The organism is Stutzerimonas stutzeri (genome assembly GCF_019090095.1).
Classification (GTDB): Bacteria; Pseudomonadota; Gammaproteobacteria; order Pseudomonadales; family Pseudomonadaceae; genus Stutzerimonas; species Stutzerimonas stutzeri_AN.
In genome coordinates, this window is the sequence record NZ_JAGQFP010000004.1 from 51720 (window position 1) to 74738 (window position 23019).

General features: G+C 63.8%; 18 protein-coding genes. 15 read left to right on the top strand and 3 right to left on the bottom strand.

Features of this window, described 5'->3' with window-relative positions:
• Nucleotides 1-136: 136 nt before the first annotated feature.
• Entirely contained in the window at nt 137-1426 is a 1290-nt protein-coding gene (gene gbcA / locus KVO92_RS21760; RefSeq protein ID WP_217477676.1) for a glycine-betaine demethylase subunit GbcA, read from the bottom strand.
• Nucleotides 1427-1829: 403 nt separating this feature from the next.
• Here gbcA and gbcB point away from each other — a divergent pair, with 403 nt between their 5' ends.
• The 8 genes from gbcB to fdhA all read left to right on the top strand — a co-directional run bounded on the left by gbcB (nt 1830) and on the right by fdhA (nt 12415).
• Nucleotides 1830-2930 carry a glycine-betaine demethylase subunit GbcB gene (gene gbcB / locus KVO92_RS21765; RefSeq protein WP_217477677.1) on the top strand — a complete coding sequence of 367 codons (1101 nt, stop codon included), beginning with the start codon at nt 1830-1832 and terminating at the stop codon, nt 2928-2930.
• Between the two features lie 439 nt (nt 2931-3369).
• The gene (glyA, locus tag KVO92_RS21770) at nt 3370-4623 is read left to right on the top strand and encodes a serine hydroxymethyltransferase (protein ID WP_217477678.1); all 1254 of its coding nucleotides are present in this window, start codon (nt 3370-3372) and stop codon (nt 4621-4623) included.
• A 115-nt stretch (nt 4624-4738) separates the two neighbouring features.
• A complete protein-coding gene (locus KVO92_RS21775) occupies nt 4739-5989 on the top strand; it encodes a sarcosine oxidase subunit beta family protein (RefSeq protein WP_217477679.1) in 1251 nt (416 codons plus the stop codon).
• A gap of 54 nt (nt 5990-6043) precedes the next feature.
• A complete protein-coding gene (locus tag KVO92_RS21780; RefSeq protein ID WP_217477680.1) occupies nt 6044-6352 on the top strand; it encodes a sarcosine oxidase subunit delta in 309 nt (102 codons plus the stop codon).
• The gene (locus KVO92_RS21785; RefSeq protein ID WP_217477681.1) at nt 6349-9381 is read left to right on the top strand and encodes a sarcosine oxidase subunit alpha; all 3033 of its coding nucleotides are present in this window, start codon (nt 6349-6351) and stop codon (nt 9379-9381) included. The genes KVO92_RS21780 and KVO92_RS21785 overlap by 4 nt, the downstream gene beginning before the upstream one ends.
• A gap of 84 nt (nt 9382-9465) precedes the next feature.
• Entirely contained in the window at nt 9466-10095 is a 630-nt protein-coding gene (locus KVO92_RS21790; RefSeq protein WP_217477682.1) for a sarcosine oxidase subunit gamma, read from the top strand.
• A gap of 109 nt (nt 10096-10204) precedes the next feature.
• Nucleotides 10205-11062 carry a formyltetrahydrofolate deformylase gene (gene purU, locus KVO92_RS21795; protein WP_217477683.1) on the top strand — a complete coding sequence of 286 codons (858 nt, stop codon included), beginning with the start codon at nt 10205-10207 and terminating at the stop codon, nt 11060-11062.
• 153 nt (nt 11063-11215) lie between these two features.
• The gene (gene fdhA / locus KVO92_RS21800) at nt 11216-12415 is read left to right on the top strand and encodes a formaldehyde dehydrogenase, glutathione-independent (RefSeq protein ID WP_217477684.1); all 1200 of its coding nucleotides are present in this window, start codon (nt 11216-11218) and stop codon (nt 12413-12415) included.
• Nucleotides 12416-12608: 193 nt separating this feature from the next.
• Here the strand turns inward: fdhA and KVO92_RS21805 are convergent, their stop codons facing one another.
• Nucleotides 12609-13073 carry a thioesterase family protein gene (locus KVO92_RS21805; protein WP_217477685.1) on the bottom strand — a complete coding sequence of 155 codons (465 nt, stop codon included), beginning with the start codon at nt 13071-13073 and terminating at the stop codon, nt 12609-12611.
• A gap of 253 nt (nt 13074-13326) precedes the next feature.
• On the opposite strand from KVO92_RS21805, the gene KVO92_RS21810 reads away from it, so the two are divergent.
• The 7 genes from KVO92_RS21810 (at nt 13327) to KVO92_RS21840 (ending at nt 21604) form a co-directional block, all read left to right on the top strand.
• The gene (locus KVO92_RS21810; RefSeq protein ID WP_217477686.1) at nt 13327-14304 is read left to right on the top strand and encodes a dipeptidase; all 978 of its coding nucleotides are present in this window, start codon (nt 13327-13329) and stop codon (nt 14302-14304) included.
• Between the two features lie 131 nt (nt 14305-14435).
• Nucleotides 14436-14966, top strand: a complete 531-nt coding sequence (locus KVO92_RS21815) for a 4-vinyl reductase (protein WP_217477687.1) — start codon at nt 14436-14438, stop codon at nt 14964-14966.
• Between the two features lie 94 nt (nt 14967-15060).
• A complete protein-coding gene (gene dgcA, locus KVO92_RS21820) occupies nt 15061-17121 on the top strand; it encodes a dimethylglycine demethylation protein DgcA (protein WP_217477688.1) in 2061 nt (686 codons plus the stop codon).
• A gap of 103 nt (nt 17122-17224) precedes the next feature.
• The gene (dgcB, locus tag KVO92_RS21825) at nt 17225-19201 is read left to right on the top strand and encodes a dimethylglycine demethylation protein DgcB (protein WP_217477689.1); all 1977 of its coding nucleotides are present in this window, start codon (nt 17225-17227) and stop codon (nt 19199-19201) included.
• The gene (locus KVO92_RS21830) at nt 19201-20424 is read left to right on the top strand and encodes an electron transfer flavoprotein subunit alpha/FixB family protein (RefSeq protein ID WP_217477690.1); all 1224 of its coding nucleotides are present in this window, start codon (nt 19201-19203) and stop codon (nt 20422-20424) included. The genes dgcB and KVO92_RS21830 overlap by 1 nt, the downstream gene beginning before the upstream one ends.
• Before the next feature lie 113 nt (nt 20425-20537).
• Complete coding sequence (locus KVO92_RS21835) at nt 20538-21311, top strand: electron transfer flavoprotein subunit beta (protein WP_217477691.1); 774 nt, start codon at nt 20538-20540, stop codon at nt 21309-21311.
• 44 nt (nt 21312-21355) lie between these two features.
• Nucleotides 21356-21604: a hypothetical protein gene (locus tag KVO92_RS21840; protein WP_217477692.1), complete on the top strand. Its 249-nt coding sequence runs from the start codon at nt 21356-21358 to the stop codon at nt 21602-21604.
• Between the two features lie 159 nt (nt 21605-21763).
• On the opposite strand, the gene KVO92_RS21845 is transcribed toward KVO92_RS21840, so the two are convergent.
• Nucleotides 21764-22861 (bottom strand): GlxA family transcriptional regulator, encoded by a 1098-nt coding sequence (locus KVO92_RS21845; RefSeq protein ID WP_217477693.1) that lies wholly within the window; start codon nt 22859-22861, stop codon nt 21764-21766.
• Nucleotides 22862-23019 lie beyond the last annotated feature (158 nt).

Sequence of the window (23019 nt, forward strand, 5' to 3'; positions counted from 1 at the left end):
TCTTTGTAAGGGCTGGCAAACAGCGCGCCAGGCACCGGTTCAGGTGCAGGAGCAGGAGCAGGAGCAGCTTGTCGCCGCCATAAAAAAAAGCGGCGCACCTTCGCAGGTGCGCCGCCTGGCGTCGAACGACGAGCGATTAGTCGTTGATCTGCTTCAGGTAGCTTGCAGGCTCAGCGCCCAGGTTGTTCAGCATGCGCTCGCTGTACCAGTCGATGAAGTTCACCACACCGAACTCGTAGGTCTTCGAGTACGGGCCCGGCTGATAGGCCGTCGAGTTGATTCCGCGCTGGTTCTCTTCAGCCAGACGACGGTCCTGATCGTTGGTGGCGTCCCACACCTGGCGCAGACGCGCCACGTCGTAGTCGACCCCTTCGACGGCGTCCTTGTGGACGATCCACTTGGTGGTGACCATGGTCTCCTGAGCACTGATCGGCCACACGGTAAAGACGATGATGTGATCGCCCATGCAGTGGTTCCAGGAGTGCGGCAGGTGGAGGATACGCATCGAGCCGAGGTCCGGGTTCTGGATGCGGCCCATGAGCTTCTTGCAGCCTTGCTTGCCATCCATGGTCATGGAGACCGTGCCCTTGAGCAGCGGCATGCGCACGATACGGTTACGCAGGCCGAAGCTGGCGTGAGCGTAAGGAATCTTCTCGGCGTCCCACTTGGCGGCCGATTCGGCGACGTGATCCTTGAACGCCTGGCTGGCGCGGGGATCGGTGACGTCGTCCCACTCCAGCAGGGTGTTGAGCAATTCCGGGTGCGAGCCGTTGCAGTGGTAGCACTCGCGGTTGTTTTCCAACACCAGCTTCCAGTTGGCCTTTTCCACCAAGGTGCTCTGCACGGCCACCTTGGCGTTCTCCATGTCGTAGGGTTCCATGTAGTGCGACAGGGTAGCCAGGAAGTCATCGATCGCTGGCGGGTTTTCGGCCAGGGAGATGAAGATATAGCCGCCAGCCGTCTTGCAGTTCACCGGCTTGAGCCCGTAGTCATTCAAGTCGAAGTCGGCGCCCATTTCGGTGCCGGCGAATAGCAGACGACCGTCCAGTTCGTAGGTCCACTGGTGGTAAGGGCACACCAGCTTGGCCACCTTGCCCTTGTCACTGGTGCACAGCCGCGAGCCGCGATGGCGGCAGACGTTGTGGAAGGCATGTACCGCACCTTCCGCACCACGGATGACCAGGATCGGGTTGTCGCCGATCTGCAGGGTGAGGAAGTTGCCCTTCGCGGGGATTTCGCAGGTCATGCCGGCGATCAACCATTCCTTGTGGAAGATCTCCTGCATGTCGATCTGGAACAGACGTTCATCGCTATAGAACGGCTGTGCGAGGGAAAAATTCGGCTGGCGCGTCTGCAGCATCTCTGCCGTGGCCTTACGTGCGGCTTCGAGCGGATCGCCCAGGCTCAGGTTGGAAGTGACATCCATCGGTTGCTCCTCAAGCCGGCCGCGCCTTGCAGGCGTCTATGGCTGGCGACAATAAAGTGGCTATTCGGTTACTACGCAAGGCGGCGAGCCGGACGGCATTGGTGCCATCAACAAGAATGCGACCCCGGCGAGACCGCCTTCCCTTGCTCGGCTGCGACCGAGTGTGTCGCGGCCCAGCCGGGAAACCTTATCCATGGACGACAGGCACGCATCCGTTTCCGACGCGCGAATGCCCATGACATCTGGCTGGTCGCGATAAGCATGCCGATGTCGCGAACAGGTAAGTGACGCGGTATTGCGTTGCGCACAATTCTGAGCCATAGGGGCCATGCGTCGTGCAGTCGCAGCCCTGGAAAAGGTCTTAAACAAGGGCCGTCGTAGCCAGCGCGCAATCGAGGTGAGCATGTCCAGTAACTTCCTCAATCCGGTCAATACCCAGACATGGACCAACGGCCGCCATCTGGTGCGCTGCGTGAAGGTCATCCAGGAAACCTGGGACGTACGCACCTTTTGCTTCATGGCCGACCAGCCGATCATGTTCTTCTTCAAGCCGGGCCAGTTCGTCACCCTGGAATTGGAGATAGATGGGCAACAGGTGATGCGCTCGTACACCATCGCCAGCTCACCTTCGGTGCCCTACAGCTTCTCGCTGACGATCAAGCGCATCCCCGGCGGCAAGGTGTCCAACTGGTTGCACGACAACCTCAGCGAGGGTGATCAGATTCCGGTGCACGGCCCGGTCGGCCTGTTCAACGCCATCGATTTCCCCACCGAGCGAGCCCTGTTCCTGTCCGGCGGTGTCGGCATCACGCCGGTCATGTCGATGGCCCGCTGGTTCTTCGACACCAACGCCAACGTCGACATGGTGTTCGTCCACAGCGCTCGCTCGCCGAAGGACATCATCTTCCACCGTGAGCTGGAGCACATGGCCTCGCGGGTCAATAACTTCAGCCTGCACATAATTTGCGAAAAGCACGGCATGGGCGAGGCCTGGGCCGGCTATCGCGGCTACCTCGACCAGCGCATGCTGGAGCTGATTGCACCGGACTTCGCCGACCGGGAAATCTTCTGCTGCGGACCGACCCCGTACATGAACGCGGTCAAGCGGCTGCTGCAGACCAACGGCTTCGACATGCAGCACTATCACGAGGAGTCCTTCGGCGCGACCCCGGCAGACATTCGCGAGGAGGCCCAGGAGCTGGCCGAGCAGGCAGCCGAGGCACCCGACGTGCCGCTCGCCGACCTCCGGCAGGTGGAGTTCACCGCCACCGGCAAGAGCATCCGTGTCGGCCCGAACGACACCGTCCACTCGGCCGCCGCGCAGCTCGGCCTGCACATTCCCAAGGCCTGCGGCATGGGCATCTGCGGTACCTGCAAGGTCATGAAGACCTCTGGCGAGGTGGTCATGGAGCACAACGGCGGGATCACCGACGAAGATGTCGCAGAAGGCTACATCCTGTCCTGCTGCAGCGTCCCCAAGGGCGACGTGGTCATCGACTACTAAGCCACCCTTCCTCCTCCACTCGACACAGATCCGGCCGCGCGGCCGGGCCTGTGTCGAGCACCCTCGCACAGCCCTCCCCCGGCACCGCCTGAGCCCTGCGAGACAGCTTGCGCTCCCGCGCCGGACGCCATGGCACCGAGCCACCGCCCAGGCTCGAACACCCGACCCGACCGACCTCTCTGCTCACCTTTTCGGCGCTCTCCAAGCCACCGCTGGGCGGCTAACGGCGCGCCATTGAGCGCCTGCGTGACCGGCCGGTCGAGCGGAGACAGACGAGCCCCCATGAGAGTTTTCCGAGACCGCCCGGCTATGTCGCAAACGAACTCACACAAGACGCAGGCAGGCATCTTCCCACCAAGGCCCAGCCATACCATCGCATCCAGACAGACAAGGCCTTCACCGAGGCGAATGGCGCCGTTGCGCCTTTAGGAGATCCGCGATGTTCACCAAACAAGACAAAATCCAAGGCTACGATGACGAACTTTTGGCGGCGATGGATGCCGAGGAAGCGCGCCAGGAACATCACATCGAGCTGATCGCCTCGGAAAACTACACCAGCAAGCGGGTGATGCAGGCCCAGGGCAGCGGCCTGACCAACAAGTACGCCGAAGGCTATCCGGGCAAGCGCTACTACGGTGGCTGCGAGCACGTCGACAAGGTCGAGCAACTGGCCATCGACCGCGCCAAGCAGCTGTTCGGTGCCGACTACGCCAACGTCCAGCCGCATTCCGGCTCCTCGGCCAACAGCGCCGTCTACCTGGCCCTGCTCAACGCCGGCGACACCATCCTCGGCATGAGCCTGGCCCATGGCGGCCACCTGACCCACGGCGCCAAGGTCAGCAGCTCCGGCAAGCTGTACAACGCCGTTCAGTACGGGATCGACACCAACACCGGCCTGATCGATTACGACGAAGTCGAGCGCCTGGCGGTCGAGAACAAGCCGAAGATGATCGTTGCCGGCTTCTCCGCCTACTCGAAGACGCTGGACTTCCCGCGCTTCCGCGCCATCGCCGACAAGGTCGGTGCGCTGCTGTTCGTCGACATGGCCCACGTGGCTGGCCTGGTCGCAGCCGGCCTGTACCCCAACCCGATTCCGTTCGCCGACGTGGTCACCACCACCACACACAAGACCCTGCGCGGTCCGCGTGGCGGCCTGATCCTGGCCAAGAGCAACCCCGAGATCGAGAAGAAGCTCAATGCCGCGGTCTTCCCGGGCGCTCAAGGCGGTCCGCTGATGCACGTCATCGCCGCCAAGGCCGTCTGCTTCAAGGAAGCGCTGGAGCCTGGCTTCAAGGAATACCAGCAGCAGGTGATCACCAACGCCAAGGCCATGGCCAAGGTCTTCATCGACCGCGGCTTCGATGTGGTCTCCGGCGGCACCGATAACCACCTGTTCCTGGTCAGCCTGATCAAGCAGGGAATCACCGGCAAGGATGCGGACGCGGCCCTGGGTCGCGCCGGCATCACTGTCAACAAGAACGCTGTACCCAACGATCCCCAGTCGCCCTTCGTCACCTCCGGCCTGCGTATCGGCACGCCGGCCATCACGACGCGCGGTTTCAAGGTGGATCAGAGCGTCGAACTCGCGGGTTGGATCTGCGACATCCTCGATCACCTCGGTGATGACGATGTCGAGGCGCAGGTTGCCCGACAAGTCGCTGGGCTGTGCGCTGACTATCCGGTGTACCGCTGATTCGTAGGGTGCCAGGCGCTACTCACGTCACCGTCCGCCGGTGGATCACTGAGCAGCGCCACACCACGAGTCGCATCACCGCATTTGAGGCGGTCGTTTTTCAGGAGCATTCGAGATGCAACGTTATTCCGGCTTCGGCCTGCTCAAGCATTCCTTCAGCCACCACGAAAACTGGCAGCGCATGTGGCGCAACCCCAAGCCGAAGCCGGTTTACGACGTGGTTATCGTCGGCGGTGGTGGCCACGGCCTGGCCACTGCTTATTACCTGGCGAAAGAGTTCGGCGTGAAGAACGTCGCGGTGATCGAAAAAGGTTGGCTGGGCGGCGGTAACACCGCGCGCAACACCACCATCGTGCGTTCCAACTATCTGTGGGATGAGTCGGCGCGCCTCTACGAACACGCGATGAAGTTGTGGGAAGGCCTGTCTCAGGACATCAACTACAACGTGATGTTCTCCCAGCGCGGCGTGTTCAACCTCGGCCACACCCTGCAGGACATGCGCGACATCGAGCGCCGCGTCAGCGCCAACCGTCTCAACGGCATCGATGGCGAAGTGGTGGATGCCAAGCAGGTGGCGGAGATGATCCCCTACCTGGACTGCTCCAAGAACACCCGCTACCCGATTCTCGGCGCCTCGCTGCAGCGTCGCGGCGGCGTTGCTCGCCACGATGCGGTGGCCTGGGGTTATGCCCGCGCCGCCGATGCCCTGGGCGTGGACCTGATTCAACAGACCGAAGTGATCGGCTTCCGCAAGGAAAACGGCGTGTGCATCGGCGTGGAGACCACCAAGGGCTTCATCGGCGGCAAGCGTGTTGGCGTGGTCACCGCCGGTAACTCCGGACACATGGCCAAGCTGGCCGGCTTCCGTCTGCCGCTCGAATCCCACCCGCTGCAGGCGCTGGTCTCCGAGCCGATCAAGCCGATCATCGACACGGTGATCATGTCCAACGCCGTGCACGGCTACATCAGCCAGTCGGACAAGGGCGACCTGGTCATCGGCGCGGGCATCGACAGCTACGTCGGTTACGGTCAGCGCGGCTCCTATCCCACTATCGAACACACCCTGCAGGCGATCGTCGAGATGTTCCCGATCCTCTCGCGGGTGCGCATGAACCGCCAATGGGGCGGCATCGTCGATACCACCCCGGACGCCTGCCCGATCATTGCCAAAACCCCGGTGAAGAACCTGTTCTTCAACTGCGGTTGGGGCACCGGCGGCTTCAAGGCCACACCGGGTTCGGGCCACGTGTTCGCGGCCAGCCTGGCCAAGGGTGAGATGCACCCGCTGGCCAAGGCGTTCTCGATCGAACGTTTCCACAACGGCGCCTTGATCGACGAACACGGCGCGGCTGGGGTCGCACACTGATTTAGTGCCCCTCCGCCGACGGCGGAGGGGGAAGGTTTTCTGGAGGTACCGACCATGCTGCATATCTTCTGCCCTCACTGTGGCGAATTGCGCTCCGAAGAAGAGTTCCACGCGGGCGGCCAGGCGCACATCCCACGCCCGCTGGACCCGAACGCCTGCACCGACGAGGAATGGGGGGAGTACCTGTTTTTCCGTGACAACCCGCGTGGCATCCACCACGAGCTGTGGATTCACGCTGCAGGTTGCCGCCAGTACTTCAACGTCACCCGTCACACGGTGAGCTACGAAATTCTCGAGACCTACAAGATCGGCGAGCGCCCCAGCGTGACTGAGAAGGCCGTCGACCAAGGAGCTAAGGCATGAGCCAGGTCAATCGTCTTTCCCAGGGCGGCCGCATCGACCGCAGCCGGCCCTTGACCTTCACCTTCAACGGCGAAACCTATCAGGGCTACGCCGGTGACACCCTGGCCGCCGCGTTGCTGGCCAACGGCGTCGATGTGGTCGGTCGCAGCTTCAAGTACTCGCGTCCGCGCGGCATCGTTGGCGTCGGCGCCGAAGAGCCCAACGCCGTGCTGCAGATCGGCGGCACCGAAGCGAGCCAGATCCCCAACGTGCGCGCCACTCAACAAGCGCTGTACGCCGGCCTGACCGCCAACAGCGTGAACGGCTGGCCGAGCGTCAACACCGATCTGATGGGGATTCTCGGCAAGGTCGGCGGCGGCATGATGCCGCCCGGCTTCTACTACAAGACCTTCATGTATCCGCAGAATCTGTGGCTGACCTACGAGAAGTACATTCGTAAGGCCGCAGGTCTCGGTCGCGCGCCGACCGAAAACGATCCGGACAGCTACGACCACGTCAACCAGCATTGCGACGTGCTTGTGGTCGGTGCGGGCCCCGCGGGTCTGGCTGCCGCCCTGGCCGCCGGCCGCAGCGGCGCCCGGGTGATCCTGGCAGACGAACAGGAAGAGTTCGGCGGCAGCCTGCTCGGCACCCGCGAGAAGCTCGACGGCAAACCGGCCGCTGACTGGGCGGCGCGCGCCATCGCCGAGCTCGAGAAAATGCCGGAAGTGACGCTGCTGCCACGGGCTACCGTGAACGGCTATCACGACCACAATTTCCTCACCATCCACCAGCGCCTGGCCGACCACCTCGGCGAGGTAGCGCCCACGGGCGCGCTGGGACTGCGCATCGTACGTCAGCGCATGCACCGCGTGCGGGCCAAGCGCGTGGTCCTGGCCACCGGTGCCCACGAGCGCCCGCTGGTTTATTCGAACAACGACGTGCCCGGCAACATGCTGGCCGATGCGGTCTCCACCTACGTGCGCCGCTACGGCGTGGTACCTGGCCGTCAGCTGGTGTTGTCGACCAACAACGATTACGCCTACCGCGCCGTGCTCGATTGGCTGGACGCTGGCCATCAAGTGGTTGCAGTGGCCGATGCGCGTAGCAATCCGCGTGGGGCCTGGGTCGAAGAAGCACGCCGCCGTGGCGTTCGGATTCTGGCCGGCAGCGCGGTGATCGAAGCGCGCGGCAGCAAGCGCGTCACTGGCGCACGCATCTGCACCATCGACATCGCCAACCACAAGATCACCAACTCCGGTGAAGTGGTCGACTGCGACCTGATCGCCAGCTCCGGCGGTTACAGCCCGGTGGTTCACCTGGCCTCGCACCTCGGTGGCCGTCCGATCTGGCGTGAAGACCTGCTGGCCTTCGTGCCTGGCGAAGGCTTCCAGCAGCGCAGCTGTGCCGGTGCGGTCAATGGCGTGTTCGCCCTTGGCGACGCCCTGGCCGATGGCTTCGAAGCTGGCGCCAAAGCCGCCGCCGAGACGGGCTACAAGATCGTCAGCGGCAGCGTGCCGAAGGCCGAACAGCGCACTGAGGAAGCCAGCGTCGCACTGTTCCTCGTGCCGCACGACAAGCCCACCGAGCGTGCGCCCAAGCAGTTCGTCGACCAGCAGAACGACGTCACCGCGGCCGGCATCAAGCTGGCCACTCGCGAAGGCTTCGAGTCGGTCGAGCACGTCAAGCGTTACACCGCGCTGGGCTTCGGTACCGACCAGGGCAAGCTGGGCAACATCAACGGCCTGGCGATCGCCGCGCAATCGATGGGCATCAGCATTGCCGAAATGGGCACCACGATGTTCCGCCCGAACTACACGCCGGTCACCTTCGGCGCCATCGCCGGCCGTCACTGCGGCGAGCTGTTCGAGCCCAAGCGCTACACCGCCATGCAGGCCTGGCACGTCAAGAATGGCGCGGAGTTCGAGGACGTCGGCCAGTGGAAGCGTCCCTGGTACTTCCCCAAGAAGGGCGAGGATCTGCACGCCGCCGTGGCCCGTGAATGTCTGGCCGTGCGTAACGCGGTGGGCATCCTCGACGCCTCGACCCTCGGCAAGATCGACATCCAGGGCCCGGATGCGCGCGAGTTCCTCAACCGCGTCTACACCAACGCCTGGACCAAGCTGGACGTGGGCAAGGCCCGTTACGGCCTGATGTGCAAGGAAGACGGCATGGTCTTCGACGACGGTGTGACCGCCTGTCTGGCCGACAACCACTTCCTGATGACCACCACCACCGGCGGCGCCGCACGGGTGATGGAATGGCTGGAGATCTACCACCAGACCGAGTGGCCGGAGCTGAAGGTGTACTTCACCTCGGTAACCGATCACTGGGCCACCATGACGCTGTCGGGCCCCAACAGCCGCAAGCTGCTGGCCGAAGTCACCGACATCGACCTGGACAAGGACGCCTTCCCGTTCATGACCTGGAAGGAAGGCAAGGTTGGCGGCGTGCCCGCGCGGGTGTTCCGCATCTCCTTCACCGGTGAGCTTTCTTACGAAGTCAACGTCCAGGCCGACTACGCGCTGGGTGTGTGGGAGAAGATCATCGAGGCGGGCAAGAAGCACGGCCTGACCCCGTACGGTACCGAGACCATGCACGTACTGCGTGCCGAGAAGGGCTTCATCATCGTCGGTCAGGACACCGACGGTTCCGTGACGCCGGACGACCTGAACATGGGCTGGTGCGTGGGCCGGACCAAGCCCTTCTCCTGGATCGGCTGGCGTGGGATGAACCGTGAGGATTGCCTCAAGGAGAACCGCAAGCAGCTGGTCGGCCTCAAGCCGCTGGATCCGAAGAAGGTGCTGCCGGAGGGCGCGCAGCTGGTATTCGATCCCAAGCAGCCGATTCCGATGACCATGGTGGGTCACGTCACGTCCAGCTACATGAGCGCGGCCATGGGCTATTCGTTCGCCATGGCACTGGTCAAGGGCGGCCTCAAGCGTATCGGTGAGCGGGTCTATGCGCCGCTGGTCGATGGCAGCGTGATCGAGGCCGAGATTGTCAGCTCGGTGTTCTACGACCCGAAAGGCGAACGGCAGAACGTGTGAGGTGAGTGTGAGGCGGGCATGCCCGCCTCATCCTCGGTACACCCGGAATTCAACGGCGCCTAACGGCGCCAGGCAGGTAAAACCATGACCGCAGTGAACGTTTACAAACAACGCCCGGACAACCTCGACGCACAATCGCCGCTGCACCACGCCGGTCTCACCGAGCTGGTCGGCAAGGGCCGCCCCGGCGCCGGGATCACCCTGCGTGAAAAGAAGCTGCGCGGTCACCTGACCCTGCGTGGCGATGCCCACGACCCAGCCTTTGCCAGGGGCGTACAGGATGTGCTCGGCCTACCGTTGCCGGTGGCGCTGACGCTGGTGGCCAACGGCGAGACCTCCCTGCAGTGGATGGGCCCGGACGAGTGGCTCCTGATCGTGCCGCAGGGCGAGGAATTCGCCACCGAACAACGGTTGCGCGAGGCCCTGGCCGGGCAGCACATCCAGATCGTCAACGTCAGCGGCGGCCAGACCCTGCTGGAGCTCTCCGGCGAAAAGGTCCGCGAGCTGCTGATGAAGTCGACGCCCTATGACGTGCACCCGAGCAATTTCCCGGTGGGCAAGGCGGTGGGCACCCATTTCGCCAAGAGCCAGCTGATCATCCGTCACACCGCGGAAGATGTCTGGGAGCTGGTGGTACGCCGCAGCTTCGCCGACTACATCTGGCTCTGGCTGCAGGATGCCAGCGCCGAGTATGGGCTGGCGGTCAAGGCGTGAAGCCGTTGCGGTGGACGTGCCTCGCTCGCCCACCGCAACACACCAGAGACGGTTGCAAGCAGCGTGAGCGACGGGCCCGAGCCTACGCCCACACACCTGGGAGACGAACATGAGCCGCACGCCCGATACCTGGATTCTCACCGCCCACAGCCCGAGCCTGCTTGGCACGGTCGACGTGGTGACCCGCTATCTGTTCGAACAGGGCTGCTATGTCACCGAGCACCACAGCTTCGATGATCGCCTGGTCAACCGCTTCTTCATTCGGGTCGAGTTTCGCGCGCCGGACGGCTTCGACGAGGCCGACTTTCGCAGCGGACTGAACGAGCGTGTCACGCCCTTCCAGATGCACACCGAACTGACGCCACCGGGCTATCGGGCCAAGGTGGTGATCATGGTGTCCAAGTCCGATCACTGCCTGAACGACCTGCTGTACCGTCAGCGCATCGGCCAGCTGCCGATGGACATCGCCGCGGTGGTCTCCAACCATCCGGATCTGGAACCGCTGGCGCGCTGGCACGGCATTCCCTATCACCATTTCCCGCTCGATCCACGCGACAAGCCGGCGCAGGAGCGTCGGGTGTTGCAGGTGATCGAGGACAGCGGCGCGGAGCTGGTCGTCCTTGCGCGCTACATGCAGGTGCTCTCCCCCGAGCTCTGCCGCACGCTCGATGGCCGCGCCATCAACATTCACCACTCGCTGCTACCCGGTTTCAAGGGCGCCAAGCCCTACCACCAGGCGTACCAGAAAGGCGTCAAGCTGGTCGGCGCCACCGCGCACTTCATCAATAACGACCTCGACGAAGGGCCGATCATCGCCCAGGGCGTCGAGCCGGTGGACCACACCCACTACCCCGAAGACCTGATCGCCAAAGGCCGCGACATCGAATGCCTGACCCTGGCCAAGGCGGTCGGTTACTTCCTCGAACGACGCGTGTTCCTGCACGCCAACCGCACGGTCGTGCTGTAGGCCCAGGACACCGAGGGCTGCTGTCGCCAGGTGGCGCGCAGGCCCGTACTAGACAAACTGCCGGCTGACCCAGACGGCAACTGATGGCTCCACTACAAGACCGCGCGGCCTTCCGTCGCGCCTTGTATTCACAAAAACAAAGGAGAAAGGCAGATGGCTGAGAATCGTGGCGTCGTTTACCTCGGCGCAGGTAAGGTCGAAGTCCAGAAAATCGACTATCCGAAGATGCAGGACCCACGCGGACGCAAGATCGAGCACGGTGTGATCCTGCGCGTCGTTTCCACCAACATCTGCGGCTCGGACCAGCACATGGTGCGCGGCCGCACCACCGCTCAGGTCGGCCTGGTGCTCGGGCACGAGATCACCGGTGAAGTCATCGAGAAAGGCAGCGATGTCGAGCACCTGCAGATCGGCGATCTGGTCTCGGTACCCTTCAACGTCGCCTGCGGCCGTTGCCGTTCTTGTAAAGAACAACACACCGGCGTCTGCCTGACCGTCAACCCGGCGCGTGCCGGCGGTGCCTACGGCTACGTCGACATGGGCGACTGGACCGGCGGCCAGGCCGAATACGTGCTGGTGCCCTACGCCGACTTCAACCTGCTCAAGTTGCCGAACCGCGACAAGGCGATGGAGAAGATCCGCGACCTGACCTGCCTGTCGGACATTCTGCCCACCGGCTACCACGGTGCCGTCACCGCGGGCGTCGGCCCGGGCAGCTCGGTGTATATCGCTGGTGCCGGCCCGGTCGGTCTGGCGGCTGCTGCCTCGGCGCGCCTGTTGGGCGCTGCGGTGGTCATCGTCGGTGACCTTAACCCGGCCCGTTTGGCTCATGCCAAGGCCCAGGGTTTCGAGATCGCCGACCTGTCGCTGGACACCCCGCTGCACGAGCAGATCGCTGCCCTGCTGGGCGAGCCGGAAGTCGACTGTGCGGTTGACTGCGTGGGCTTCGAAGCGCGCGGTCATGGCCATGAAGGCGCCAAGCACGAGGCCCCGGCTACCGTGCTCAACTCGCTGATGGGCATCACCCGCGTGGCCGGCAAGATCGGCATCCCCGGCCTGTACGTGACCGAAGATCCGGGCGCAGTGGACGCGGCGGCGAAGATGGGCAGCCTGAGCATTCGCTTCGGTCTGGGCTGGGCCAAGTCGCACAGCTTCCACACCGGTCAGACGCCGGTCATGAAGTACAACCGCGCCCTGATGCAGGCCATCATGTGGGACCGCATCAACATTGCCGAAGTGGTGGGTGTGCAGGTGATCACCCTGGACCAAGCGCCTCAGGGCTACGGCGAGTTCGATGCCGGCGTGCCGAAGAAATTCGTCATCGACCCGCATGGGATGTTCAGCGCCGCCTGATCCGTCGCAAGGCGTTATGCCGTCCTGCGGATCCGTGCCCGTAGGACGCTGAAATCAAGCACTTTGGGGAGCCCTTGGGCTCCCCCTTTTTTTGCCGAGCCTTTATCGATTGGTGGCCGCACAGCCGCCCTTCACCGCCACCGGCCACGCCGCCGAAACCCAGGGGCAACGGCGCGCCCGATGCGAACGCCGCTCAGCCTGGCAGGCCAATGACCCGTCCGACGTGAATCGGCCTGGGCAAGTCCCGCTGCGCCTCATGCAACGCCTGCACCTGCGCCAGCACCGCCTCGTCGAACGGCGCCGAACGCCCGACACGGCGGTCGATGTTGCTCAGCATCTGCTCGTTGGCCGCCAGCAGGCGCTCGTCACTGCACCGATACAGCGCGTGGTAGACCTGCAGCCGTTTGTGGTCGTGGGCCAGCAGCTGCGTGCGCACCTCCACCTCGGCGCCAAGCTTGACCTCGGCCAGGTAGTTCAGGTGGCACTCGAGGGTGTACAGCGTATGTCCGCTGCGCTCGCGCCCGGCTTGATCGAGGCCTATTTGCGACATCAGCGCATCGGTGGCGTAGCTGAAGATCAGCAGGTAGAAGGCGTCACGCAGGTGGTCGTTGTAGTCGACCCACTCGGGGCTGATTGCGGTGCGATAGGTCGTGAGCATCGGGTGGTCGTCCTTTTTGGGTGCAGATGTCGTACGCGCCGTGCCTCGTCGCGCGCCAGCAGTATCGGCGGTTGTCGGCTATCGCGGCGAATGTCGCGTTACGGACTATGGCCGCCCGAAGCATCTGGTTATCCCGCCTTGACGTTTTGAGCAATACCCCAGTCGTTTTTACATCGGGACGACATCCCCCCCAGGGATAAGCTGCCGCAAAGCGTCGATGAACGTGTCGATGCGCCGCACCGGGAGTTACCTGATGAACCCAACCGAACTGCACGCTGACAGCATCGTCATTGACGGTCTGATCATCGCCAAATGGAACCGCGAACTGTTCGAGGACATGCGCAAAGGCGGCCTGACGGCTGCCAACTGCACCGTCTCGGTATGGGAAGGGTTCCAGGCCACTGTCAACAACATCGCGGCCAGCCAGAAGCTGATCCGCGAAAACAGCGACCTGGTGATGCCCGTGCGCACCACCGCTGACATCCGCAAAGCCAAGGAGCTGGGCAAGACCGGCATCCTGTTCGGCTTCCAGAACGCCCATGCCTTCGAAGACCAGATCGGCTACGTCGAGGTCTTCAAGCAGCTCGGCGTGGGCATCGTGCAGATGTGCTACAACACCCAGAACCTGGTCGGCACCGGCTGCTACGAGCGCGACGGCGGCCTGTCCGGCTTCGGTCGCGAGATCGTCGCCGAGATGAACCGCGTCGGCGTCATGTGCGACCTGTCCCACGTCGGCTCCAAGACCAGCGAGGAAGTCATCCTCGAGTCGAAGAAGCCGGTCTGCTACTCGCACTGCCTGCCGTCGGGCCTGAAAGAGCATCCGCGCAACAAGTCCGACGAAGAACTGAAGTTCATCGCCGATCACGGCGGCTTCGTCGGCGTGACCATGTTCGCGCCCTTCCTGGCCAAAGGCATCGACTCGACCATCGACGACTACGCCGAGGCCATCGAGTACGTGATGAACCTGGTCGGTGAAGACGCCATCGGCATCGGTACCGACTTCACCCAGGGCCATGGCCAGGACTTCTTCGAGTACCTGACCCATGACAAGGGCTACGCCCGACGCCTGACCAACTTCGGCAAGATCGTCAACCCGCTGGGCATCCGCACCGTGGGCGAGTTCCCCAACCTCACCGAGACCCTGCTCAAGCGCGGCATGCCCGAGCGCGTGGTGCGCAAGGTCATGGGCGAGAACTGGGTACGGGTCCTGAAGGACGTCTGGGGCGAATGATGAATACCTTCGGAGCCTACCGCGCACACCGATAGCCGCGTCGCGTCCTCGCGACGCGCTCGCTACGGCTCCACAGGCATCCATCCGTATTTTCTCAACCACGCAAGACAACGAATTCTGGAGCTACACACATGTCCACCCACGCCCCCGAAATGCCCATCCAGGTCGACGACGAAACCGGCGTCTGGACCACTGACGCCCTGCCGATGCTGTATGTGCCGCGTCACTTCTTCGTCAATAACCACATCGGTATCGAGGAAGTGCTCGGCGCCGAGAAGTACGCCGAGATCCTCTACAAGGCCGGGTACAAATCGGCCTGGCACTGGTGCGAGAAGGAAGCCGAGTGCCACGGTCTGGTTGGCGTGGAGGTCTTCGAGCACTACATGAAGCGCCTGTCGCAGCGCGGCTGGGGCCTGTTCAAGATCGAGTCGATCGACCTGGACGCCGGCACCTGCGAGGTCCGTCTGGACCACTCGGCCTTCGTCTACGTCTACGGCAAATGCGGACGCCCGGTGGATTACATGTTCACCGGCTGGTTCGCCGGTGCAATGGATCAGATTCTCCAGGCGCAGGGCAGCAACATCCGCACCGTCGCTGAACAGGTCTATGGCGCGTCCGAGGAAGGCCACGACCACGGTCTGTTCCGCGTCAAACCACTCTAAAAAAGGTATGTGAGAGAGGTTGGCGGCGAGCGCATCGCCGCCAAACCCTCCGCAAAGAAAAAACGCTAGGCTGCTTTTCCGTGAGGGTGCCGCAATGGCTTTCGAAGCAATGTTCCAGCCGATTCAGATCGGCAAACTGACCATCCGCAACCGCGTGATCAGCACCGCCCACGCTGAGGTCTACGCCACCGATGGCGGTATGACCACCGAGCGCTACGTGAAGTATTACGAAGAGAAGGCCAAGGGCGGCATCGGCCTGGCGATCTGCGGCGGCTCTTCGGTAGTCGCCATCGACAGCCCGCAGGAATGGTGGTCTTCGGTGAACCTGTCCACCGACCGGATCATTCCGCACTTCCAGAATCTGGCCGACGCCATGCACAAGCATGGCGCCAAGATCATGATTCAGATTACCCACATGGGTCGTCGCTCGCGCTGGGACGGTTTCAACTGGCCGACGCTGATGTCGCCGTCGGGTATTCGCGAACCCGTACACCGCGCCACCTGCAAGACCATCGAGCCGGAAGAGATCTGGCGCGTCATCGGCAACTACGCCCAGGCAGCACGCCGCGCCAAGGAAGGTGGCCTGGATGGCGTCGAGCTGTCCGCCGTGCACCAGCACCTGATCGACCAGTTCTGGTCGCCGCGGGTGAACAAGCGTACCGACGAATGGGGCGGCACCTTTGAGGGGCGCATGAAGTTCGGCCTGGAAGTGCTCAAGGCCGTGCGCGCCGAGGTCGGTGACGACTTCTGCGTCGGCATGCGCATCACCGGCGACGAGTTCCATCCAGACGGCCTCACCCACGAGGACATGAAAGAGATCGCCAAGTACTACGATGCCACCGGCATGGTCGACTTCTTCGGCGTGATCGGCTCGGGTTGCGATACCCACAACACCCTGGCCAACGTTATTCCGAACATGAGCTACCCGCCGGAGCCGTTCCTGCACCTGGCCGCCGGCATCAAGGAAGTGGTCAACGTCCCGGTTCTGCACGCGCAGAACATCAAGGACCCGAACCAGGCTCAGCGTATTCTCGAAGGCGGCTACGTGGACATGGTCGGCATGACCCGCGCCCACATCGCCGACCCGCACCTGATCGCCAAGATCAAGATGGGCCAGGTCGACCAGATCAAGCAGTGCGTCGGCGCCAACTACTGCATCGACCGCCAGTATCAAGGCCTGGACGTGCTCTGCATCCAGAACGCGGCCACCAGCCGCGAATACATGGGCCTGCCGCACATCATCGAAAAATCCACCGGGCCCAAGCGCAAGGTGGTGATCGTCGGCGGCGGACCGGCCGGTATGGAAGCGGCGCGCGTCGCGGCCGAGCGTGGCCATGACGTGACCCTGTTCGAGAAGAAGGACAGCCTCGGCGGGCAGATCAACCTGGCCGCCAAGGCGCCGCAGCGCGACCAGATGGCCGGCATCACCCGCTGGTTCCAGCTGGAGCTTGCGCGCCTGAACGTCGACCTTCGCCTGGGTACCGGTGCGGATCCGGAAACCATCCTCGACCTGCGTCCGGACATCGTGGTGCTGGCCAACGGCGGCCATCCGTTCATCGAGCAGAACGAGCACTGGGGCGCCGAAGAAGGCCTGGTGGTCAGCAGTTGGGATGTACTGGACGGCAAGGTGGCGCCCGGCAACAACGTGCTGGTCTACGACACCATCTGCGAGTTCACCGGCATGTCGGTGGCTGACTTCATGGCCGAGAAAGGCGCCAAGGTCGAGATCGTCACCGACGACATCAAGCCGGGCGTGGCCATCGGCGGCACCAGCTTCCCGACCTACTACCGCAGCCTGTACCCGAAGGAAGTGATCATGACCGGCGACCTGATGCTGGAAAAGGTCTACCGCGAGGGCGACAAGGTGGTGGCGGTCCTGGAGAACGAATACACCGGCGCGAAGGAAGAGCGGGTGGTCGACCAGGTGGTGGTGGAAAACGGCGTGCGTCCTGACGAGTCCCTCTACTACGCGCTCAAGGAAGGTTCGCGCAACAAGGGCCAGATCGACGTCGAGGCGCTGTTCGCCATCCAGCCGCAGCCTTGTCTCTCGCAGAACGGTGACGGCTATCTGCTGTTCCGCATCGGCGATTGCGTGGCCCAGCGCAATACCCACGCAGCGATCTACGACGCGCTGCGGCTGTGCAAAGACTTCTAAGAAAAGCGTGAAGCTGGAAGCCAGAAGCGAGAAGTAAAAAAGCGGCTCTAACCGTTTCCAGCTTCTTGCTTCTGCTTCCAGCTCCCCCACAGGGTGAGCTGCAATGCTGAATACACTTCTTCCCATCCTGCTGTTCGCCGCCCTCGGGCTTGCCGTACTCGGCGCAGGCAGGCGCTTCGCCATGTGGCGCCGCGGTCGCCCTTCCAAGGTCAACTGGCTCGGTGGTCTCATGGCCATGCCGCGACGCTACCTGGTGGATCTGCACCATGTGGTCGAGCGCGACAAATACATGTCCAAGACCCACGTCGCGACAGCGGGCGGCTTCGTCCTGGCGGCGTTGCTGGCCATCGTCGTGCATGGCTTCGGTCTGCAGAACCGGATTCTCGGCTTCGCCCTGCTGGCGGCCTGCGTGCTGATGTTCGTCGGTGCGTTGTTCGTCGCCAAGCGCCGCCGCAATCCGCCGGCACGGCTGTCGAAAGGCCCGTGGATGCGCCTTCCGAAAAGCCTGCTGATGTTCTCGTTCAGCTTCTTCATCGCCACTCTGCCGGTCGCAGGCATTCTACCGGAGAACTTCGGCGGCTGGATCCTGGCCGTCGTCCTGGCACTCGGTGTGGCTTGGGGCGTGTCTGAAATGTTCTTCGGCATGACCTGGGGCGGGCCGATGAAGCATGCCTTCGCCGGTGCCCTGCACCTGGCCTGGCACCGTCGTCCGGAGCGCTTCCGCACGCCGCACAACGCCAGTGCCGCTCGTTCCAGCGGCCTCAAGGCACTGGATCTGAGCGACCCGAACGCACCGCTGGGCGTGGAAAAACCCAAGGACTTCACCTGGAACCAGCTGCTCGGCTTCGACGCCTGCGTGCAGTGCGGTCGTTGCGAAGCAGCCTGCCCGGCCTTCGCCGCCGGCCAGCCGCTGAACCCGAAGAAGCTGATCCAGGACATGGTCGTCGGCCTCGCCGGTGGCAGTGACAAAGGCTACTTCGGCAGCCCCTACCCCGGCATTCCGGTCGGTGAGCATGGCGGCAACCCGCACCAGCCCATCGTCTTCGCCGAAGGCAAGGGCCTGGTCGAAGCGGAAACGCTGTGGTCCTGCACCACCTGCCGCGCCTGCGTCGAGGAGTGCCCGATGATGATCGAGCACGTCGATGCCATCGTCGACATGCGCCGCCACCTCACGCTGGAAAAGGGTGCGACGCCGAACAAGGGCGCCGAGGTGCTGGACAACCTGATCGCCACCGACAACCCGGGCGGCTTCGCCCCCGGTGGTCGCCTCAACTGGGCGGCCGACCTGAACCTGCCGCTGATGAGCGAGAAGAAACAGGCCGACGTACTGTTCTGGGTGGGTGACGGTGCCTTCGACATGCGTAACCAGCGCACCCTGCGCGCCTTCGTCAAGGTGCTCAAGGCCGCCGACGTCGACTTCGCCGTACTCGGCCTGGAAGAGCGTGACAGTGGTGACGTGGCACGCCGCCTCGGTGACGAAGCGACCTTCCAGGCTTTGGCCAAACGCAACATCGAGACCCTGGCCAAGTACCGCTTCAACAAGATCGTCAGCTGCGATCCGCACAGCTTCCACGTGCTGAAGAACGAATACGGCGCGCTGGGTGGCGAATACCTGGTGCTGCACCACAGCACCTACATGGAAGAGCTGATCAGCGGGCAGAAGCTCAGCCTGGGTCAGCACAAAGGTGGCAGTGTGACCTATCACGACCCTTGCTACCTGGGCCGCTACAACGGCGAGTACGAAGCCCCGCGCAGCGTGCTCAAGGCCATCGGCATCGAGGTCAAGGAAATGGAGCGTTCCGGCTTCCGTTCGCGCTGCTGCGGCGGTGGTGGCGGTGCCCCGATCACCGATATTCCCGGCAAGCAGCGGATCCCCGACATGCGCATGGGCGATATCAAGGAGACGGGTGCCGAACTGGTGGCCGTGGGCTGCCCACAGTGCACCGCGATGCTCGAAGGCGTGGTCGAACCGCGGCCGCAGATCAAGGACATCGCCGAGCTGGTCGCCGACGTATTGCTGGAGACACCCGCCCCGGCAAAAAGGGCCGCGGCCAAGCCTGAAGCCCTGGAGGTGCACTGATGAGCGACATTATCCGCCGCGACCCACGCGCCGAGTGGATCGCCCGCAACCGCTTGCATCCGTTGCACGCCGCCATGCAGAAGGCCGAAACCAGCTGGATGGGACCCAACGGCATCATCCGCAAGAACCCGCACGCGGTCGGCTTCATCGGCCCCAACGGTATCAAGCGCATCGACCGCAGCGGCGCCCAGCAAGGCGGCAGCGCCAAGCGCAGCGCCGCCAGCGTTGAGGTTCAACTACCGTTGCATGTGGTCGAGCAACCGGCCTTCTACATTGCCGTGGTGCCGGACATGGTCGGTGGCCGCCTGAGCAGCCACGACAAGGACCTGCTCGGCCTGGCCAACAAGCTGGCCGGTGACGCGGGCGCCGTGGTTGCCGTGGTCTTTGGCGAATACAAGGAAACCGCCTTCGACACCGCCGGTGTCGACCGCCTGGTGCATATCGAGGGCGAGGCCTTCGACGGCTACGCGCCGGAAGCGCGAGTGCTGGCCCTCAGCGCGGTGGAAAGCCAGCTGGCGCCACGTCACTGGTTGCTGCCGGACAGCCGCACCGGTGGTGGCGAGCTCGGCCGACGCCTCGGTGCCAAACTCGGCGAGCGCCCGGCTACCCGCGTCTGGCAGGTTGCCGACGGCCAGTGCATTGGCCGTGCCGGTGCCGGCCAGCAGGACCTGGTACGCAAGGCGCCGCGCCTGATTCTGGCTGCCGTCGAATGTGCCGATCCGGTCAGCGATACCCGCCACGAAGTACGCCCGCTGGCGCTCGACAACCCGATCACCCGCTGCCTGCCCCGTATCGAAGACCTCGGCGCGGTGGCGGTCGACCCGGCGCTTATCCCCATGGCCGAAGCCGAGTTCATTCTCTCCGGCGGTAACGGGGTCAAGGACTGGGCGCTGTTCCACCAGGCCGCCGAAGCACTCGGCGCGACCGAAGGCGCTTCGCGGGTAGCGGTGGACGACGGCTTCATGCCGCGCGATCGCCAGGTCGGTGCCACCGGCACCTGGGTCACTGCACGGGTATATCTGGCCGTCGGGATCTCCGGCGCCATCCAGCACCTGCAGGGCATCGGTGCCTGCGACAAGGTCGTGGCGGTGAACATGGATCCGGGCTGCGACATGATCAAGCGCGCCGACCTGGCGGTGATCGGCAACTCCACCGAGATCCTCGCTGCGCTGATCGAGCTGGCCAACCAATACCGCCAAGGAGGCGCGCGTGATGCGGCATGAACAGCGGGCTCACGACAAACCCGTAGGGTGGATGAAGTGTCATTCATCCACCGGGAAAGACTGCACATTGATGGCGGAAGAAAAGAGCGTCTTCCACCTTACGGAGTCGCGCCATGACTGACCTGAATATCATTGCCCTGGTCTCGGTCGGCGCCCACCCGACCTCGGGCCGTCCCCGTCGCGCCGAGCAGGATGCCCGCGCCGTCGAGCTCGGCTTGCGCCTGGCGGGCGACCGCTTGCAGCTGCTGCACGCCGGCGACCCGCAGGAAGAGGCCCTGCGCGGCTATCTGGGCATGGGCCTGAGCGAGATGACGGTGCTCGAGCAACCCAGCCACTGCGATGCGCTACCGCTGCTGAACAACTACCTGCACGATGCCGGCGCCCATCTGGTGCTGACCGGCAGCCAGGCGGAAACCGGTGAGGGATCCGGGCTGCTGCCCTACCTGTTGGCCGAGCGCCTGGGCTGGCCCCTGGTGGTCGGGCTGGCCGAGGTGGAGAAGGTCGAGAACGGCGTGGCCCAGGTACTGCAAGCCCTGCCCCGCGGCCAGCGTCGCCGGCTGAAGGTTCGGCTGCCGTTCGTCGCCAGTGTGGACAATGCGGCGCCGACGGCACGCCAAAGCGCCTTTGGCCCTGCCCGCCGTGGCGAGCTGCGCGCCGAGGATGTCGCCGTCATCGAGGATGTACTGCTGGATGAAGCACAACTGCAGCCGGCGCGACCACGTCCCAAGCGGCTCAAGGTGATCAAGGCCAAGACCGGTGCCGAACGGATGAAGGCGGCGACCGCCAAGGCCTCTGGCGGCGGTGGGCAAGTGCTTCAAGACGTCTCGCCGCAAGCCGGCGCCGAGGCTATCTTCAAACTACTGCGGGACGAAGGCGTGCTGCGCTGAGCGTAGCGCCGCCTCGTTCATCGAAGCCAAAGGGAGCTAACACGATGATGCATGCCGATCTGATCGACCAGGACGATTTCCGTGATCGCCTCGTCGCACTGGGCTTTGAGATCCCCATTGGCGCCACCGCCGAACAAGCCTGTGAACGCGCCGTCGTTGGCCTGTCGCAGGAACGCGCCCAGGCGCTACGCCGCCTGGTCGAGGAATTGCTCGGTGGCTCCGCTACCCTGCTGCCCGCCGTGCGCGAGGCCATCAGCCGGAACCTGCTTCCAGCCCTGGTACGCGCCAACTAAACCCCGCCGCTGCCTGTGATACCGCCCGGCGAGATCACAGGCAGCGTGCCCCCAGTCGAACCCACGCAACCCGAGTGGCTGTCGCAAACGCCGCAAAGCGCAAAAAAAAAAGGTGGATGACACCGTCATCCACCTTTTTCGAGCAGGCTGTGAGCGACGTCAGACGCGCACGCTGGCAAAGGTCGACTCACCCTGGGCACGCTGCAACGCCGCAACGGTGGCCGGATTCCTGCTGGCATCATCGGGACGCGGTATCAACGCAACCACCTGCGCCGATTGCTGGCCCGAGCGCTCATCACGCGGCGGGATACCGAAGAACTCGCGGTAGCACTTGGAGAAATGCGGAGTCGAAACGAAGCCGCAGACCGAAGCCACCTCGATGATCGACATTGGCGTCTGCTTGAGCAGCTGACGCGCACGGATCAACCGCAACTTGAGGTAATAGCGCGACGGCGAGCAATGCAGGTATTTCTGGAACAGCCGCTCGAGCTGGCGCCGGGACACGTTGACGTAGCAGGCCAGTTCGTCGAGGTCGATCAGCTCTTCGAGGTTGGCCTCCATCAGGGCGACGATTTCCAGCAGCTTCGGCTGGTTGGTGCCCAGCATGTGCTTGAGTGGCACGCGCTGCAGATCCTGCTCGCTGCGGATGCGCTCGTACATGAACATGTCGGAGATGGCCGCGGCCAGTTCACGCCCGTGTCGGGCGCCGATCAGCTGCAGCATCAGGTCCATGGGCGCAGTACCGCCGGACGCCGTGTGGCGATTGCGATCGATGGAGAACAACCGGGGGGTGACGGAGGTGCGCGGGAAGGCTTCCTGCATCGCGGCCAGGCACTCCCAATGCACGCTGCAGTCATAGCCGTCGAGCAGACCGGCCTTGGCCAGCGCCCAGCTGCCAGTGCATACCGCACCCAGCTGGCGCCCATGACGGGCTTGAACCTGCAACCAGTGCAGATGTTCGCGGGTGACGCTGCGCTGAATGTCCACGCCACCGCAAACGATCACGCTGTCCAGGCTGGGCGCATTGTCGAAGCCGGCATCCGGCGTGATCTGCAAGCCGTCGCTGGCGGTCACTGGCTGCCCCGTCTGGGTCACGGTGAACCAGCGGTAGAGCTCTTTGCCTGACAGCTGATTGGCCATCCGCAGTGGCTCCACGGCGGAGGCCAGGGAGATCAGGGTGAAATTATCCAACAGCAGAAAGCCGATGGTCTGTGGGAGCCGATTTGGGGGCTGCGACCCGGGATTGATCTGTGACAAAGGCGGACCCTCACGCTAGGCATTTCTCGTGAGCCTTCGACGAGGCTCTTTTTCTTGTGTATCCGACGCTCGGGGGCGCCGGCTCATGCGTATATCAAGGCAAACAACATGCCTATTTTGAATGCTCGTTCAATAAAACCTCCGTACAGACTGAAACG

What these genes read in the sequence shown, in the direction of transcription:
- KVO92_RS21830 (WP_217477690.1), top strand. Translation starts at nt 19,201, where the DNA reads ATGAGCGACATTATCCGCCGCGACCCACGCGCCGAGTGGATCGCCCGC.
- gbcB (WP_217477677.1), top strand. Translation starts at nt 1,830, where the DNA reads ATGTCCAGTAACTTCCTCAATCCGGTCAATACCCAGACATGGACCAAC.
- KVO92_RS21840 (WP_217477692.1), top strand. Translation starts at nt 21,356, where the DNA reads ATGATGCATGCCGATCTGATCGACCAGGACGATTTCCGTGATCGCCTC.
- gbcA (WP_217477676.1), bottom strand. Translation starts at nt 1,426, where the DNA reads ATGGATGTCACTTCCAACCTGAGCCTGGGCGATCCGCTCGAAGCCGCA.
- KVO92_RS21775 (WP_217477679.1), top strand. Translation starts at nt 4,739, where the DNA reads ATGCAACGTTATTCCGGCTTCGGCCTGCTCAAGCATTCCTTCAGCCAC.
- KVO92_RS21780 (WP_217477680.1), top strand. Translation starts at nt 6,044, where the DNA reads ATGCTGCATATCTTCTGCCCTCACTGTGGCGAATTGCGCTCCGAAGAA.
- KVO92_RS21815 (WP_217477687.1), top strand. Translation starts at nt 14,436, where the DNA reads ATGTCCACCCACGCCCCCGAAATGCCCATCCAGGTCGACGACGAAACC.
- KVO92_RS21835 (WP_217477691.1), top strand. Translation starts at nt 20,538, where the DNA reads ATGACTGACCTGAATATCATTGCCCTGGTCTCGGTCGGCGCCCACCCG.
- purU (WP_217477683.1), top strand. Translation starts at nt 10,205, where the DNA reads ATGAGCCGCACGCCCGATACCTGGATTCTCACCGCCCACAGCCCGAGC.
- dgcB (WP_217477689.1), top strand. Translation starts at nt 17,225, where the DNA reads ATGCTGAATACACTTCTTCCCATCCTGCTGTTCGCCGCCCTCGGGCTT.
- KVO92_RS21810 (WP_217477686.1), top strand. Translation starts at nt 13,327, where the DNA reads ATGAACCCAACCGAACTGCACGCTGACAGCATCGTCATTGACGGTCTG.
- fdhA (WP_217477684.1), top strand. Translation starts at nt 11,216, where the DNA reads ATGGCTGAGAATCGTGGCGTCGTTTACCTCGGCGCAGGTAAGGTCGAA.
- glyA (WP_217477678.1), top strand. Translation starts at nt 3,370, where the DNA reads ATGTTCACCAAACAAGACAAAATCCAAGGCTACGATGACGAACTTTTG.
- KVO92_RS21790 (WP_217477682.1), top strand. Translation starts at nt 9,466, where the DNA reads ATGACCGCAGTGAACGTTTACAAACAACGCCCGGACAACCTCGACGCA.
- KVO92_RS21785 (WP_217477681.1), top strand. Translation starts at nt 6,349, where the DNA reads ATGAGCCAGGTCAATCGTCTTTCCCAGGGCGGCCGCATCGACCGCAGC.
- KVO92_RS21805 (WP_217477685.1), bottom strand. Translation starts at nt 13,073, where the DNA reads ATGCTCACGACCTATCGCACCGCAATCAGCCCCGAGTGGGTCGACTAC.
- dgcA (WP_217477688.1), top strand. Translation starts at nt 15,061, where the DNA reads ATGGCTTTCGAAGCAATGTTCCAGCCGATTCAGATCGGCAAACTGACC.